Source organism: Streptomyces sp. NBRC 110035 (assembly GCF_000829695.1).
Classification (GTDB): domain Bacteria; phylum Actinomycetota; class Actinomycetes; order Streptomycetales; family Streptomycetaceae; genus Streptomyces.
Window position 1 is genome coordinate 195,975 of the sequence record NZ_BBNN01000016.1, and the last position, 16,406, is coordinate 212,380.

Genomic DNA, 16,406 nt, shown 5'->3' on the forward strand with positions numbered 1-16,406 from the left:
CCCCTCTGCACGAGCCGGACCCGCCGCACCCGGACTGGCTCGATCCGTACGAGCCACGAGACGAAGAAGAGAGCCGGTCATGGACTTCCTTCGCCCCGCCAGCTGGGAGGAGGCGCTCGCCGCGAAGGCCGAGCACCCCACCGCCGTGCCGATCGCGGGTGGCACCGACGTGATGGTCGAGATCAACTTCGACCACCGCAGGCCCGAGTACCTCATGGACCTCAACCGCATCGGCGACCTCACCGAGTGGGAGGTCGGGGAGGACACCGTACGGCTCGGCGCCTCCGTCCCGTACACGAGGATCATGGAACACCTGCGGGCCGAACTGCCGGGCCTCGCCCTCGCCGCCCGCACCGTCGCCTCCCCGCAGATCCGCAACCGCGGCGGGGTCGGCGGCAACCTCGGCACCGCCTCCCCGGCCGGCGACGCCCACCCGGCACTGCTCGCCGCCGGCGCCGAGGTCGAGGCCGCATCGGTGCGCGGGTCCCGCCGCATCCCGATCGACGCCTTCTACACCGGCGTGAAGCGCAACGCGCTGGCACCCGACGAGCTGATCCGCGCCGTCCACATCAAGAAGGCCGACGGACCGCAGCAGTTCTCGAAGGTCGGCACCCGCAACGCGATGGTCATCGCCGTGTGCGCGTTCGGCCTGGCCCTGCACCCCGGCACCCGCACGGTCCGCACCGGCATCGGTTCGGCGGCGCCCACCCCCGTACGGGCCACCGCCGCCGAGGATTTCCTGAAGGCGGCGCTCGACGAGGGCGGCCTCTGGGACAACGGGAGGACCGTCCCGCCGTCGGTGGCCCAGCAGTTCGCCGACCTCTGCTCCGCCGCCTGCAACCCGGTCGACGACGTCCGCGGCACCGCGGGCTACCGCCGGCACGCGGTCGGCGTCATGGCCCGCCGCACACTGACCTGGACCTGGGAGTCGTACCGCGGCACCCGCCGTCTCACCGAGGGAGCCGCGTGATGCGTGTCCACTTCACGGTCAACGGACGGCCCCAGGAGGCCGACGACGTGTGGGAGGGCGAGTCCCTGCTGTACGTGCTGCGCGAGCGGCTCGGCCTGCCCGGGTCCAAGAACGCCTGCGAACAGGGCGAGTGCGGCTCCTGCACGGTGCGCCTCGACGGCGTCCCGGTGTGCTCCTGCCTCGTCGCCGCCGGCCAGGCCGAGGGGCGTGAGATCGTCACGGTCGAAGGACTGGCCGACCTCGCCCGCCAGCGCCCCCGCGGCGCGCGGGACGGTGCCGGCGGCGGTGCCGTCGAGGGCGCGGAACTCGCCCCGATCCAGCAGGCGTTCATCGACGCCGGTGCCGTCCAGTGCGGCTTCTGCACCCCGGGCCTGCTGGTCGCCGCCGACGAGATGCTGGAGCACAACCCCAGCCCCGGCGACGCCGACATCCGCGAGGCGCTCTCGGGCAACCTGTGCCGCTGCACGGGCTACGAGAAGATCCTGGACGCGGTCCGCCTCGCGGCCGCCCGCCGGTCCGAGAGGGGCTGAGCATGCCGACGAACGGTGTTCCCACCAAGATCACGCAGGGCTCCGCGACCAAGGGCGGCATCGGAGAGTCCACCCTCCGCCCCGACGGAACCCTCAAGGTCACCGGCGAGTTCGCGTACTCCTCCGACCTGTGGCACGAGGACATGCTCTGGGGCCAGATCCTGCGCTCCACGGTCGCGCACGCCGAGATCGTGTCCATCGACACGAGCGAGGCGCTCGCCACCCCGGGCGTTTACGCCGTGATGACGTACGACGACCTGCCGACCGACGTGAAGAACTACGGCCTGGAGATCCAGGACACCCCGGTCCTCGCGCACGGCAAGGTCCGCCACCACGGCGAGCCCGTCGCGATCGTCGCCGCCGACCACCCGGAGACCGCCCGCCGCGCCGCCGCCAGGATCAAGGTCGACTACCGCGAACTTCCCGTCGTCACCGACGAGGCCTCCGCCACCGCCCCCGACGCGCCCCTCGTCCACGAGCACCGCGACGACCACCACAGCCACCACGTCGCCCACCCCAACATCGTCCACCGCCAGCCCGTCGTGCGCGGCGACGTGGCACGGGCCCGCGGGCGCGCCGACGTCGTCGTCGAGGGCGAGTACACCTTCGGCATGCAGGACCAGGCCTTCCTCGGCCCCGAGTCCGGACTCGCCGTCCCCGAGGAGGACGGCGGCGTCCACCTCCACATCGCCACCCAGTGGCTCCACTCCGACCGGCGCCAGATGGCGCCCGTCCTCGGCCTGCCCGAGGACAAGGTACGGATGACCCTGGCCGGTGTCGGTGGCGCGTTCGGCGGCCGCGAGGACCTGTCCATGCAGATCCACGCGTGCCTGCTCGCCCTGCGCACCGGCAAGCCCGTCAAGATCGTCTACAACCGTTTCGAGTCCTTCTTCGGACACGTCCACCGCCACCCGGCCAAGCTCCTCTACGAGCACGGCGCCACCCGCGACGGCAGGCTGACCCACGTCACGTGCCGCATCGTCCTCGACGGCGGCGCGTACGCCTCCGCCTCCCCGGCCGTGGTCGGCAACGCCGCCTCCCTCGGCATCGGGCCGTACGTCGTGGACGACGTCGAGATCGAAGCCCTCGCCCTCTACACCAACAACCCGCCCTGCGGCGCGATGCGCGGCTTCGGCGCGGTCCAGGCGTGCTTCGCCTACGAGGCGCAGATGGACAAGCTGGCCGGGCGACTGGGCCTGGACCCGGTGGAGTTCAGGCGGCTCAACGCCATGGAGCGGGGCACCGTCATGCCCACCGGGCAGGTCGTCGACTCCCCGGCGCCGGTCGCCGAACTCCTGCGCCGCGTCAAGGCGATGCCGATGCCGCCCGAGCGGCAGTGGGAGAGCAGCGAGGGCGCCGACGTGCGCCAGCTGCCCGGCGGCCTGTCCAACACGACCCACGGTGAAGGCGTCGTACGCGGCGTCGGCTACGCGGTCGGCATCAAGAACGTCGGTTTCTCCGAGGGCTTCGACGACTACTCCACCGCACGCGTGCGGATGGAGGTGGTCGGCGGCCGGCCCGTGGCCACCGTGCACACCGCGATGGCGGAGGTCGGCCAGGGCGGAGTCACCGTCCACGCCCAGATCGCCCGGACCGAGCTGGGTGTCGGCCAGGTGACCATCCGTCCCGCCGACACCCGGGTGGGCTCGGCCGGTTCGACCTCCGCGTCCCGGCAGACGTACGTCACCGGGGGAGCGGTCAAAAACGCCTGCGCACTCGTCCGGGAGCAGGTCCTGGAGCTCGGCCGGCGCAGGTTCGGCCCGCACCACCCGGCGTGGGCGACGGCCGAACTGCTGCTGGAGGGCGGCAAGGTCGTCACCGAAGGGGGCGAGGTGCTGGCCGATCTCGTGGACGTCCTCGGGGACGAGGCCGTCGAGGTGGAGGAGGAGTGGCGGCCCCGGCCGACCGAACCCTTCGACCTGCGCACCGGCCAGGGCAACGGCCACGTCCAGTACACCTTCGCCGCACACCGCGCCGTCGTCGAGGTCGACACCGAACTCGGTCTCGTCAAGGTGATCGAACTGGCCTGCGCCCAGGACGTCGGCAAGGCGCTCAACCCGCTGTCCGTCATCGGCCAGATCCAGGGCGGCACCACCCAGGGCCTGGGCGTGGCGGTCATGGAGGAGATCGTCGTCGACCCGAGGACGGCGAAGGTGCGCAACCCCTCCTTCACCGACTACCTCATCCCCACCATCCTCGACACGCCGGTCATCCCCGTCGACGTGCTCGAACTCGCCGACGACCACGCGCCGTACGGGCTGCGCGGCGTCGGCGAGGCCCCCACCCTCTCCTCCACCCCGGCGGTCCTCGCGGCCGTCCGGGACGCGACCGGACTTGAGCTGAACCGCACACCGGTCCGCCCGGAACACCTCGTCCGAACCGTGTGACGCGCCCACCGGTGCGGGGCAGCCGCCCGGGACCGGCCGGCCCCGACCGCCCCCGAAGCCCGCGGGCCCGCAGGCCCCTGCCGAGGAGACCGAGAGATGCTGGACATCGCCGAGGAACTGCACCGGTGGGCCGGGCAGGGCCGTGACTTCGCGGTCGCCACCGTCGTGGCGGTCACCGGCAGCGGACCCCGCGGGCCCGGCGCCGCCCTGGCGGTGGACACCGACGGCACGGCCGTCGGCTCGGTCTCCGGCGGCTGCGTCGAGGGCGCGGTGTACGAGCTGTGCCGACAGGCCCTCCGGGACGGCGGAACCGTCCTCGAACGCTTCCGCCACAGCGACGAGGACGCCTTCGCCGCCGGTCTGACCTGCGGCGGCGTCATCGACGTCCTCGTCACACCGGTACGGACGGCCGACCCCGACCGCCCGGTGCTCGCGTCCGCGCTCGCCGCCGCCGCGCGCGGTGAGGCGGCCGCCGTGGCGCGCATCGTGAGCGGCCCGCCCGGCCTGATGGGCCGCGCGCTCACGGTCCGCCCGGACGGCTCGTACGAGGGCGGCTTCGGCGCCCACCCGGAACTGGACCGCACGGCGGTGGCGGAGGCAGGCGCGCTGCTGGACGCGGGCCGCACCGGCACCCTGGAGATCGGCGCGGAGGGCTCGCGCTGCGGTGCCCCGGTGACGGTGCTGGTCGAGTCGTCGGTGCCACCGCCCCGGATGATCGTCTTCGGCGCGATCGACTTCGCGTCGGCGCTGGTCCGGGCCGGTGCCTTCCTCGGCCACCACGTCACCGTGTGCGACGCGCGCCCCGTGTTCGCCACCCGGGCACGCTTCCCGGAGGCCGACGAGATCGTCGTCGACTGGCCGCACCGGTACCTGGAGCGCACCGAGGTCGACGCGCGTACGGTCCTGTGCGTCCTGACCCACGACGCCAAGTTCGACGTACCGCTCCTGCGGCTCGCGCTGCGCCTCCCGGTCGCCTACGTGGGTGCGATGGGCTCCCGCCGCACCCACCTGGACCGTGACGCCCGCCTGCGCGAGGCCGGCGTCACCGACCGGGAACTGGCCCGCCTGCACTCACCGATCGGCCTCGACCTCGGCGCCCGCACCCCCGAGGAGACGGCCGTGTCCATCGCCGCCGAGATCGTCGCCGCCCGCCGAGGCGGCACCGGCCGCCCCCTCACGGGTGCCCGCACCCCGATCCATCGTGACTGCGACCGCGACAGCGGCGGTGACCCCGATCGTGCCTCTGCCTCCGCGTCCGTCGCCGGGACCGGTCCGACGGTGTGACGGACGGAGAGACGCCGCCGGCGCGGACGCCCCCGCCCGCCGTCACGGCTGCCGCAGCAGGGTGTTCACCGCCCGGCCGAACATCCGGCGGGAGACGGCCCGCAGGGCCGGGTCGCAGAAGCCGGGCAGGAAGCGGACGCGCAGGTCCTCCCGCCACAGCACCCGGGTGCGGCCCCCCGGTCCCGGACGGACCTCGATCTCCGCCCAGCCCCTGACCACGCGGCCCCGCTTCTCCAGCCGGCACAGGCCGGGAGAACCGTCGGAGGGGGGTCGCCAGACGGTCACCTCCATCCGGTCGTCGAAGGCGACCGGGCCGAGGCCCGACCGGGCGACGAAGACCGTGCCCTCACCGGTGGGCGGGGGAGTGGTCACGGTGACCCGGGTGAACGGGACCGCCGCCCCGTGGCGGGACCACTCCGTGAGCCGACGCCAGGCCTCGTCGAGCGGGAGGGGCGCCGTGCGCTGGAGATGGAAGGTGGCCACAGGGGGATCCTAGGCAATCAGGGCGGGCCGGCGGGCCGACAGGGAGCGCACCACCCGCCTGGCCCAGTCGGCCCGTGGGCTCACCGGAGGGCCGGCGCGGGCCGGGACCACCGCCGAGGGAGGGGGAACGGATGCCGCAGGTCATGCACCCGGACACGGCGTACGACAACCGCTTCGGAGCCGTACGCCGATGACGGGACGCCGGGGGAGTGGAGAGGGGGCGTTGCGGGCTGCTCGTGGAAGCCCGCAACGCCCCCTGGCAATCACCTGAGGGGTACTCAGGACATCAGGTGGCGGCGATCACATCAGTGGTCGCGGCGGTCTTCGTGCTGCGGACGAGCCCGGACATCGGTCTCCTCATCGGTCGCCGGTGGGGATCGCGCGGGGTGGGGGTTCGCACGAGGACCGGACTGCCGGCCCCGTGTGCCCGGCGAGCGGCACACCACTACGCTACGAGCCGGAGCGCGCTCCCCCAATGAGGGAACCCCCTAAGGGAGTTGCACAGGGAAAACCCTCGGTCCCCGGGGTCACTCCGTGCGGCGCCCCGCCGCCAGGCGGACGATGTCCACCCTCGACCGGATGCCCAGTTTCCGGTACACCCGGGTGAGCGTCGCCTCGACCGTCTTGACGCTGACGAACAGACGGGCGGCGATCTCCCGGTTGGTGGCGCCCTCCATCACCAGCGAGGCGACCTGCCGTTCCATCGAGGCGAGGCCGTCCAGCGCCGCCGAGGTGGCCGCGGGCACCGCCTCCGGCTCCACCGGGCCGGCGGCCACGGCCGCGTCCACCTGCCGCAGCCAGGGCAGCGCGCGGCAGCGCCTGAACAGCCGGGCGGCCTCGTCGTACGGGACATGACCCGGGGCAGCCCCCGGGCGCCGGGCGCGCAGCCGGGCCAGCGCGAACGCGGCCCGCGCCTCCTCCAGCCCGTGCCCCAGCCGCCCCAGCCGATCCTGCGCCGACGCCAACTGCTCCTGCGCGGCCTCGTGTTCCCCGCGGGCCGCCCGCACCAGCGCCTCCGCGCGGTCCAGTACGGCGAGGACGCCCGCACGGTCCAGCCGCAACGCGTGCACCCGCGTGAGGTTGATGAGTTCCTGCGCCTCGCCCGGCTCACCGATCCGGACCAGCGCCTCGGCGAGATCGCCGTGCCAGCGGCCCCGCGCGGGGTCGATGATGCCCATGCCCTGCTCCAGCTCCCGCACCCGGCGCAGAGAGCGGACGGAACCCGCCGCGTCCCCGGCGGCCAACTGGGCGTAGCCGAAGGCGGCCAGGGCGCGCGAGAGGTACATCTGGTCGCCGTCCACCTCGGCGTGGTCCGCGGCCTCCCGCGCCAGCACCAGCGCCCGCTCCACGTCCCCGCCACAGGCCTCCGCGAGCGAGGCCAGCATCGCCGAGGCACCCTCCCCGATCCCGGAGTCCCGGGCCAGCCGCAGGCTCTCCCGGGCCAGGTCCAGGGCGCGGCCGCAGTGCCCGGAGCGCAGCTCCGTGTCGGCCAGGAAGCGCAGGAAGTGCACCTCGCTCTCGACCATGCCGCGCCGCCGCGCCTCACGCAGCAGCCCGGTGATGCTCTTGCGGGCCTCGGGCAGCTGGTCGCTCATGAGCAGCCAGCGGAACCTGGCCATGCCCGCGCCGTTGTGGTGGCAGGCCACATACGGGTCCTGGGGTTCCCTCAGGGCCCGCTTGATGGTGGCCGGGGCGTCGGGGTGGCCCATCAGCGTCTCGGTGGACGACTGGAAGGACAGCGCCATCAGCTCGGTGCGCCGGTCCTTGCCCCGCGCCGCCAGGTCCGCCGCGTGCGCGGCCTCCCGCCGGGCCTTGTCGAAGTCTCCGTCGACCACCAGTTCCCGCCAGGCCAGCTGGTAGTGGACCAGGGCGAGCAGCCGCGGGTCGTCGCCCGCGTCGGCCAGCACCTGCGGGAAGACCGCGTCGACCTCACCGAGCGCCTGCCCGGCCGCCTCGATGACCACCATCCACGCACGCACCCGCTCCGCGGGCGCCGTGGCCCGGGTCAGCACCTCGCGCGCGATGTCCCGGGCGAGATCCGCCTCTCCCGCGATGATGGCGTCCTCGGCGGCCTGCAGCCGCCGTTCGTCCGGGCCCGGCGTGCCGTCGGCTGTGTCGGCCGGGGTGCGGCGGGCGGCCAGCAGCCCCAGCGAGGCGGCGATCGAGGGCGCCCCGCGGTCCCGGGCCAGCGTGGCGGCCTCGGCGAGCCGGGCCGCCACCTGCGGGTCGGTGCCGGTCGTGGCGAGCGCCAGATGCCGGGCCCGCTCGATGGGGTCGGACGCCGCCGTGGACAGCGCCGCGTGAGCGGCCCGCCGCTCGTGCGCGGGGGCCTCCGCGTACAGCGCGGCCGAGATCAGCGGATGCGCGAACCGCAGCGCCGGCTCCTCCGGGTCCGTCGCCAGCAGCCCCAGCGCGGCGGCCTGGGCCGTCTCCTCCTCGGCGTGGTCCCGGCCGGCCGCGTGCAGCAGCGTCGCCGTGGGGCGGGCACCGGCGCTGGCCACCAGCAGGGTGCGGCGCGCGTCGTCCGACAGCATCTCCAGCCGGCTGAGGACCAGGGCACGCAGCGAGGTCGGCACCGGCAGCGGCTCGCCGGGGCGCGGCCGGGCCGGGCTCTCGGCCAGGGCACGGCCCAGTTCGAGGGCGAACAGCGGGTTGCCGTCACTGGTGCGGTGGATGTCACGGACCGTGGTGCGGGACAGGCCCGTGTAGCCGCGGTGGTCGAGCAGCGCGGACACCTGGGCACGGGAGAACGGGCCCAGCCGCACCACGTGGGTGTCCGGCGGGCAGGCCCGCAGATGACGGTCGTACTCCTGCCCTCCGGTGCCCTCGGCCCGCACCGCGCACAGCATCTGCACGGGCGCGTCGCCCAGGCGCCGGGCGGCGAAGCCCAGCAGCTCCGTGCTGGCCGAGTCCAGCCACTGCAGATCGTCCGCGACGACCAGGACCGGCCCCTCGGTGGCCAGCGCCCGCAGCGTGGACAGCACCGCCAGGCGCAGCGCGAGCCCGTCCCGCTGGAGCGTGGACTCGCCGCGGCCGGTGAGCGCCGACTCCAGCGCGGTGCGCTGCGCGGCGGGCAGCGCACCGGACACCCTCTCGAGGACCAGACCGAACAGGTCCGCCAGCGCCAGGAACGGAAGGTGGGATTCGGACTCCGTGGCGGAGCAGCGCAACACCGTGTGCGCCCCGCCCGCGTTTTCCGCCGCAAGTGCCCGCAGCACGGTCGATTTACCTATTCCGGCGGGCCCGTGCAGCAGCACGCTGCCCCCGCGGGCCAGCTGCTCGCGCGCTTCGGCAAACGGTTCCTCCCTGCCGATGACCAGGTCGGAGCGGCACCTGGCAGGATTCCTGAAGTCCCGGCGCACGGTCACCGCTCCCTCCTGTGTCGTGTCCTGGCCAATATTAGGCAAGGGGTCGGTTAAATCCCGAGGCACGACGTCGTGAGGGAAATAACAGCGGACGCGCGGATGAAATCCGAAGCCCCGGCACACCGGCCGAAAACCCCGGCCCGCCGGTATTGCCGATCCCGCGGGAACACCGCAAACCTACGGCAACCACCCCGCCGCGCGAGGCGTTCGCCGGCTGCGGGGTGCCGGTGAGGCCGAGCAGGAACAGCGGGACCCCCGGGCCGTCGGCGGGACCCCGGTCACCGGGCTTCGGAGCGTCCTGTCCCTTCCTCCTCCGCCTCCCCCTCCTGCCACGGGACGTGCGCCGTCAGCCGGAACACGCCTCCGGGGCGCCGTTCCGCGGTCAGCGTGCCCCGCAGTCCCGACAGACGCTCCCGCAGTCCCGACAGGCCGGTGCCCGCACCGCCTTCGGCAGTGGGCGCGCCGTCGTTCTCCATCGTCAGCCGTACCGCGTCCGGGCCCGCCGTGCGCAGCGACACGGTGCAGCGTGACGCGCCCGGCGCGTGGCGGAGCACGTTCGTCGTTCCCTCGCGCACCACCCAGCCGAGTGCGGCCTGGACATCGGCGGGAAGCCGGTGCGCCGGCCCGTCCTCGATGCTGCAGGCGATGTCGGCCGCCTCCAGTACGGAGCGGGCTCCGGCGAGTTCGGTGTGCAGGTCGGCGGTCCGGTAGCCGCGCACCACCGAGCGGATCTCCCGCTGCGACTCCTGCGCGATGCGCTGCACCTCCACCATGTGGTCCACCGCCTCCGGCCGCCCCCGGCGCGCCAGCTGGACCGCGAGCTCGCTCTTCAGCGCCACCACCGCGAGGTTGCGCCCCAGCACGTCGTGCAGGTCGCGGCCGAACCGCAGCCGTTCCTCGGCGACGGCGAGCCGTGCCTGCGTCTGCCGTGCCGCGGCCAGTTCCTCGACCAGGCGCACGCCCCAGCCGGTGGCCCGGATCGCCGCGGCCATGGAGGGCGCCATGATCAGGGTGCCGCCGAGCACGACCGCCAGCCACGTCCCGGAGAGTCCCACGGCCACGCCGCCCGCCGCCATGGACAGGGAGACCACCGCCACCAGTACCGCTCCCGTCCGGCGGGGCAGCGCCAGCGCGGAGGGGCCGGAGTGGAACATCAACAGCCAGAACAGGCAGGTCGCCAGGCCGCGTTCGTCGATGCGGCCGGTGGCGTACAGCGCGCATCCCAGGGTGGCCAGGGTCACGGTCGCGGCTGTGTACAGGGCGATCAGCGGGCCGGGCCGGGGAGCGGTGCCGAGATAGTGGCGGAGGGCGGCGCGGGAGAGCAGCGTCTGGAGCACGACGTGGACCGAGGCCAACGCGGCCACGGACACCACCGTGGACGTGCCGGCACCCGACTGCGCCACCCAGAGTGCCCACAGCCCGACCTCGAAGACGGTGAAGTGGCCGAGACTGAGCAGCGCGTACCGGCGATAACGACCGGGGCCGTCCGGTCCGCCGAGCCGTTCCACCCAGTCGTCCATGTTCATGGTCATCGTCATGGTCCCGGCCCCCGGATCCCTCGTCCCGGGTTCCGTTGTACTCAACCTCGCGGTCCCGTGGCGGCACCGCTGCTGCACCCGGCGTGTACGGCGGCGGATTCCCGGCAGCTCCGCCGCGGGTCGGCGTCCTCCATGACGGTGTTCACGCCCTCCACACTCCCTGTGGTCCGAGGGCAGCGGAGGTGCGGTCTGTCACGGCTTTCCACGACGTCTGTCATACGGACCCGTGGCACGCCGCACGGCCGCCGACGCCGCAGGGGTGCTCGAAGCCCTCCGGGGCACGGTTCAGAGGGGGGTGTGAGGGTGCCGTAGGAGGTCTGCGGCCGCTGCCGCAGACCCGTGGGGGTCAGGCCTCGTGGTGCTCCTCGGACAGGCCCGGCCAGTCCTCGGGACCGCCGCCCTGCCACTCGATGAGGTCGGTTCCCTCGACGTCGGTGACATAGAGGTCGGCGAGCCGCAGGATCTCGCTCACGTCGTCGAGGTGCGAGGCGACGCCCAGCGTCTCGTCACCCGAGGTGACCCGGCGCGAGCCGTCCAGCGCAGGGGAGTGGACCACGATGTGCGGATGCTCCGTCGGGGCCGCCGCAGCTGCCGCGTGTGCTGGATCTGCCATGCCTCCAGGCTGCTGCCCGCCGGGCGGATCCGCACCCCGGACGGGGCCGGCGGACCGGCCCCGGGGCCGCGGTGGGTGCGACGGCACGGGGCGCGGTTCCTCTCCGGTCGAAGGAGGAGCGCCGACGGCCTTCCCTCCCCCGCACCGGTTCGCACGCCGCCGAGGCGCCCCTGCCCTGCGCGCGGGCGGGAGGGGCCCGCGAAGGCACCCGGTGTCTCGCCGTCCGGCCGCACTGCCCGGGCCCCCGATGGGCGGCCGACGAGTGGACCGGCGTCCGATGAACGTCATATGTGACGTGTTTGACTTCCCCGTTCTGGGAAGGCGAACGCCCATCACTGGTCACGCGAGTGGGGGACACGATGATCAGATCCCGGGCAGTGCCCACGAACGGGCTCTCGCCGGTCTACGACGAGACCGGTGCCGCGTCCGCGAGATTCCTGCTGTGGCTGACGGAGGAGAGCGGTGGCGCGCTCGGGAACCGGGTTGCCAGTTCCGCCTACGCAGCTCATGAGCGCTGCACCCTGGACCTCGTCGAAGCGGTCGTGGAACGCCTCGCCGCGCTCGGCTGGATCACCGTGCACAACGACTCCGGCGCCGTTCCCCCGGTGGTCGGTCCGACCGCCGCCGGCCTCGCCGAGGCGCGGGCCTGGGACGAGGCGTACGACGACCGGGACACCCGGCGCCGGTACGCGAAGGCGGCCCTGTTCGCCTGGTGGGACCGGGCCGGACAGCAGCATCACCTGGGCGGGGCCACCGCCGAGGACTTCCTCTGGGCGCCGGAAGCCTTCTACTGCGGCCGTCAACTCGCCCTGGAGGACCTTGAGTACGCCAAGGACCACCTGGAGCTGCCCGCCCCGGTGCACATAGGCGTCGACGACCGGGGCACCGGGGTGTTCCTGTCCTTCGAGCAGTTGGCCACCCTGGTGCAGGCGGCCCGCCCCGACCTGTCGGAGAGCGACAGCGAGGTGCGGCAGGTGCGCGAACTCGCGAGTGCCCTGACCGATGCCTCGCGCACCGGCGCCGCACCCGACGCGACCACCCTGGAACGCTTCCTGCGGCACAGCCGGGACCTCGTGCAGAGCGGCTCCCGGTCGGTCGGCTCGATGGGCCGGGACCTGGCCTCCGGCATCGTGACGGACATCGTCAACTCGATGCTGAGGCTGGGATGAACGGCTCCAGCGCTCCGCCGGCATCCGCACCGGCGACGGACCCCCCGATCCCCGAGGTGTACGCACGCGAGCCCCTGCTCGGGCAGCTGGTGCCGCGCCTGGTCGGCCTCGAGCGCGACCACCACCGCAGACGACCGCATCACGAGTTCGCCGAGGACCTGCCCGTGGTCCTGCTCAGCGGCCGGCACGGCACCGGAAAGAGCGCCCTGCTGGACGACCTCCAGCAGGCCTACGCGCCGGGTACGGGCCCCTGGCCGGGACCGCGTGTGCCGTTCGCGAGGATCAACTGCACGGAACTCCAGGAGCGGGCCCGGGTCGGCCCGGAGATCTCCAACAGCTCCTGCGCGGTGGAGGTCCTGGTCGAACTCGTCACCCAACTGTCGAAGCCCGTCGCCGGGTTCGGCCGCTTGTGCTTTCCCCGCACCACGGCGGGTCTGCTCGCCGTGGTGTCCGCGCGGCGCCCCGGCAACGACGAGGAACTGCGGGTGGCCGACCGGCACGCCGCCACCCTGATGACGGACCCACCGGACAACGACCCGCCGGCGGGGGACCCGCCCCCCACCTGGGACACGCTCTTCCGCGCGGCGCTGCCCGTTTCCCCCGACGGGGGCTCCCCGGACCCCGCGGCCTTTCCCGAGGCGGCCGTGCGCACCTTCCTCGCCGGTCAGCGCCGCCGGTGCTCGCGACGGCTCGCCTCCCGTCACCTGGTGCGCTGGTACGAGAGTTACCGCAGCGAGGCCGACAACCGGCTGCGCGGCCTGCCTCCCGGCGCCGCCGCCGTACCGCCGAGGCCGGTGCCGGCCGTGCTGCGCGCACCGACCGTGGCCCGGATGTGCCAGGAGTTCCACCAGGGCCGCGGCTTCCGGCGAGGGGTCGAACACATGCTGACGGCAGCCTTCCTCGCGGACGTACGCTACGGGCCCCTGCGCCGTGCGAACCGCGCCCCCCGCCCGCTGGTCCTCCTCGACAACGTCCACACCGACGCCGGCCGGGACTTCCTCGAGCTCCTCCTCGAACAGCGTGCGCGGCCCGGCCGGGGCTCCCACGACCAGCTCGTCGTGATCGCGACCGAACTGCGCGGCGACGACAGCCCCGCCACCCGGGACGACACCCCCGACGGCGAACACGACCCCTACCCGGCGGCCGTCCGCCGCGCCCTGCACGACGTCGGCACCGACTCCCGGTGGACCCGCGCCGGCACCGACCCCTCGGCCGGCGTGCTGCTTCTGCCCCTCCCCCCGCTCGAGACCGAGCACCTGGAGCGGATGCTCAGACGCGACGACCGGGCCTCCTTCGACCCGTACATCGCGACCGCCGTGCACGACCTGACGCGGGGGCATCCCATGGGCGTCCGCAGACTGTGCGACGCCGTGGTGCACCGGGCGGGCACCGAGCAGTGGGTGGCGGCCGAGGAACTCCTCGACCTGACCCATCCCGGCGGTGCCGGCGAATCCGTCATCTGGCGGCTGCTCGACACCCTGGTCGGCAGCGAGAACCACGACGAACTGTGCCTGTTCTCGCTGGCCTGGGACCGCGAGGCTGCCGAACAGCTGGCCGAGCGGTGGGTGCCCCGCCGGATCGACGGGCTGCCCGCGGCCGACGGTGCCGCCGTCCAGCTGGAACGGGAACGCTGGTCACGGGGACCGGGCAGCCGCCCGTTCATCACGGACCGGTTCCTGCGGGCGCTGCTGGTGCACCAGATGCGCAGCGGCCGCGGTGGGCGGGGCGTCGACTGGTTCGGCGCGCACGCCCTGCTCGCCGGGCACCACCGGCAGCGGGCCGAGGGCCGCACGGGGCGGGCGGAGCGCGACGAGAGGTCCCGCTCCCTGTGGCACCGGCTCGCCGCGGGCGAGGCGCAGGAGGTCGTCGACCGGCTGCACGCCGAGTTCCTCCGGGCCGACGGCGACGCGTGCGACTGGCTGTACATCCTGCGCACGGTGGCCCACGCGCCGCGTCCGCCGGGCGACGCCTGGTTCGAGCAGTGCCAGGAGGTCGCCCGCGGGCGCCGGGACCGGCTGCAGCTCCGCGCCGACCCCGGCGCGGGACTGGAGAAGCAGGCCGTCAACCGGCTCCTGCACGCCCTGTGGTACGCGGCGGACGAACTGGCCGAGGCGGACAGGGCCCTGGTCGACCGGATCGGCCAGGACCTGTCCTTCCTGTCCGCCCAGCACCTGACCGGGCGCGCGGTGCTGGCCCAGGCCGCCGTCCGCTGGCCGCGCGCGGTGCGGGACGGCGAGGACTGGCCCCTGGACCGTCGCTGGCAGGACGACCAGCCCCGCAGGGGGCGGACAGGCAGGGGAGGGGCGGGATGAGGCTGCGGGACCGGAGGACCTGGGGCTGGCTGCCGGGGCGGCTGCGCTTCCGCGTCCTCGGGGTGGTCGACGTGGTGGCGCTGTGGACGCTGGTCGCCGTCCTGACGGGGGCCGGCGCGTGGTGGGGCCTGGACAGCCACCGGGAGCACCGCGACTTCTGCACCGGGGACCGGGAACTGCGGCGGACGGCCCCCGGAGGGGAGTGCGTCGGCGTCACGGCCGAGGCCTACCCCTTCTCCCCGGACCTCACCGACGTACTGGGCCGGATCGCGGAAGAGAACGAGGCGGCGCGGAAGGCGGCCCGCACGTCGGGCAAGCCGTTGGTGAGCGTCGCCGTCGTCATGCCGTACACGTCCAGGACCCCCGGCGCCGCCATGTCGAAGGAACTGATCCGGCACTCCCTCCAGGGCGCCTACGTGGCCCAGCGCAGCCACAACCACGGTCCCGCCACCGGCGACACCGCCATCCAGCTGCTCTTCGCCAACGTCGGCGAGGACCTGAGCCACTGGCGGACCGTGACCGAGGACCTGACCGCCCGGCGCGGCGGCGAGGCCCCGGTCGTCGCCGCCGTCGGCTTCCCCAACAGCGACACGGCCACGCTCGCCGCCGTGCGTGAGGGACTCGGACCGGCCAGGATCCCGTCGGTCAGCGCCGTGCTCAGTTCCCGCGACATGGAGCACCCCCACCTGTTCAAGGCCTCGCCCTCCACCGACCAGTTCGTCGACGCGCTCAAGCGCTACGTGAGCGCGAACAAGGTGGACCGGAAGAACACGTTCATGATCGCCGACGACCGCAACGACAACTACGTCGCCAACCTCCGCCGGGTCTTCCGCCGGGAGTTCGGAGCCGAGTACGGCATCACCACCGACGAGGTCCAGCGGCGCACCGAGACCTACCAGGGCATCAAGGGGCCGGTCCGGGGCACCCCGCAGATCTTCCGGCGGGCGGTGTCCGCGATGTGCGCGGTCGGCGCCAGAACGGTGTTCCTGGCCGGCCGGGACGCGGACCTGCCGCCCTTCCTGGAGACCATCGACCGCACCAGTTCCTGCATCCCGGGCCCCGACGACGAGCCGATGCGCGTGCTGCGCGTCAGCACCGGCCGCGACCCGGTCACCGAGACGGCCGGGATACGCCGGATCGCCGAGCGCAACAACATCGAGATCGTGACCGCCGCCGCCGTGGACGCACCGCGCTGGCGCGCCGCCGCCGACGGCGACGAGCAGGTCCCCAGGGCCTTCGCCCGCTTCGACGAGTCCTACCACCGGTACTTCGGCCAGGAGGGACCCGACGCCCTCAACGACGGCTACGCCGTGATGCACCACGACGCCCTCACCGCGGTGGGCTCCGCCGTGGCCGCGGCCCGCGACAGCGACATCAGCGTCGTGAACCACAACGACGTCCATGACGAACTGCGCCGGGGCAGCCCTCTGGAACACTGCGCCGCCGGGTGCGTGCCGGGCGCGAGCGGCGTCTTCACGTTCGCGGACGAGAGCGTGGGGGCGGAACGGGAGAAGGCGGCGTCCGGCCTGTGGCCGGTGTGCAAGCCGGTCCCCGTGGTGACCTTCCCCGGAGAACGCCGGGACCGGTCGTCGCTCTACCGCACCTACCAGGACCCGGGAGAATCCACCTGCCCACGCCCCTGAATGCCCCACCGGTCCCCGCCTGTCCACCCCTTCCCGGCCCCGGGCACGTGACGCGGGGCGCTCGCCCGGCGCAGGGAAGGCTTCGTCGACGCGCTGGGCGAGGGTGGTTCGT

General features: G+C 74.0%; 11 protein-coding genes. 7 read left to right on the plus strand and 4 right to left on the minus strand.

Features of this window, described 5'->3' with window-relative positions; all coding sequences use genetic code 11:
* The first annotated feature begins 79 nt into the window (after positions 1 to 79).
* The 4 genes from TU30_RS03415 to TU30_RS03430 all read left to right on the plus strand — a co-directional run bounded on the left by TU30_RS03415 (position 80) and on the right by TU30_RS03430 (position 5,171).
* Complete coding sequence (locus tag TU30_RS03415) at positions 80 to 970, plus strand: xanthine dehydrogenase family protein subunit M (RefSeq protein ID WP_042164304.1); 891 nt, start codon at positions 80 to 82, stop codon at positions 968 to 970.
* The gene (locus TU30_RS03420) at positions 970 to 1,500 is read left to right on the plus strand and encodes a (2Fe-2S)-binding protein (RefSeq protein WP_042164307.1); all 531 of its coding nucleotides are present in this window, start codon (positions 970 to 972) and stop codon (positions 1,498 to 1,500) included. Before TU30_RS03415 ends, TU30_RS03420 begins: the two co-directional genes overlap by 1 nt.
* Positions 1,501 to 1,502: 2 nt before the next feature.
* On the plus strand, positions 1,503 to 3,887 hold the full coding sequence (locus TU30_RS03425; protein ID WP_042164309.1) for a xanthine dehydrogenase family protein molybdopterin-binding subunit: 2,385 nt from the start codon (positions 1,503 to 1,505) through the stop codon (positions 3,885 to 3,887).
* A gap of 96 nt (positions 3,888 to 3,983) precedes the next feature.
* Positions 3,984 to 5,171, plus strand: a complete 1,188-nt coding sequence (locus TU30_RS03430; RefSeq protein ID WP_078878084.1) for an XdhC/CoxI family protein — start codon at positions 3,984 to 3,986, stop codon at positions 5,169 to 5,171.
* 42 nt (positions 5,172 to 5,213) lie between these two features.
* On the opposite strand, the gene TU30_RS03435 is transcribed toward TU30_RS03430, so the two are convergent.
* From TU30_RS03435 to TU30_RS03450, 4 genes are all read right to left on the minus strand, one after another.
* Positions 5,214 to 5,654, minus strand: a complete 441-nt coding sequence (locus TU30_RS03435; protein WP_042164311.1) for an SRPBCC family protein — start codon at positions 5,652 to 5,654, stop codon at positions 5,214 to 5,216.
* A gap of 527 nt (positions 5,655 to 6,181) precedes the next feature.
* Positions 6,182 to 9,022, minus strand: coding sequence for a LuxR family transcriptional regulator (locus TU30_RS03440; protein WP_042164313.1), 2,841 nt, complete (start codon positions 9,020 to 9,022; stop codon positions 6,182 to 6,184).
* A gap of 275 nt (positions 9,023 to 9,297) precedes the next feature.
* Positions 9,298 to 10,557, minus strand: coding sequence for a sensor histidine kinase (locus tag TU30_RS03445; protein ID WP_370626550.1), 1,260 nt, complete (start codon positions 10,555 to 10,557; stop codon positions 9,298 to 9,300).
* A 346-nt stretch (positions 10,558 to 10,903) separates the two neighbouring features.
* Positions 10,904 to 11,170, minus strand: coding sequence for a hypothetical protein (locus TU30_RS03450; RefSeq protein ID WP_042164317.1), 267 nt, complete (start codon positions 11,168 to 11,170; stop codon positions 10,904 to 10,906).
* A 377-nt stretch (positions 11,171 to 11,547) separates the two neighbouring features.
* On the opposite strand from TU30_RS03450, the gene TU30_RS03455 reads away from it, so the two are divergent.
* Genes TU30_RS03455 through TU30_RS03470 form a run of 3 tightly spaced genes read left to right on the plus strand, consistent with a single transcriptional unit; the run spans position 11,548 to position 16,294 of the window.
* Entirely contained in the window at positions 11,548 to 12,339 is a 792-nt protein-coding gene (locus tag TU30_RS03455) for a hypothetical protein (protein WP_042164320.1), read from the plus strand.
* Between the two features lie 56 nt (positions 12,340 to 12,395).
* Positions 12,396 to 14,651 carry a hypothetical protein gene (locus tag TU30_RS32805; RefSeq protein ID WP_158719298.1) on the plus strand — a complete coding sequence of 752 codons (2,256 nt, stop codon included), beginning with the start codon at positions 12,396 to 12,398 and terminating at the stop codon, positions 14,649 to 14,651.
* Entirely contained in the window at positions 14,648 to 16,294 is a 1,647-nt protein-coding gene (locus TU30_RS03470) for a hypothetical protein (RefSeq protein WP_052479737.1), read from the plus strand. The genes TU30_RS32805 and TU30_RS03470 overlap by 4 nt, the downstream gene beginning before the upstream one ends.
* Positions 16,295 to 16,406: the final 112 nt, after the last annotated feature.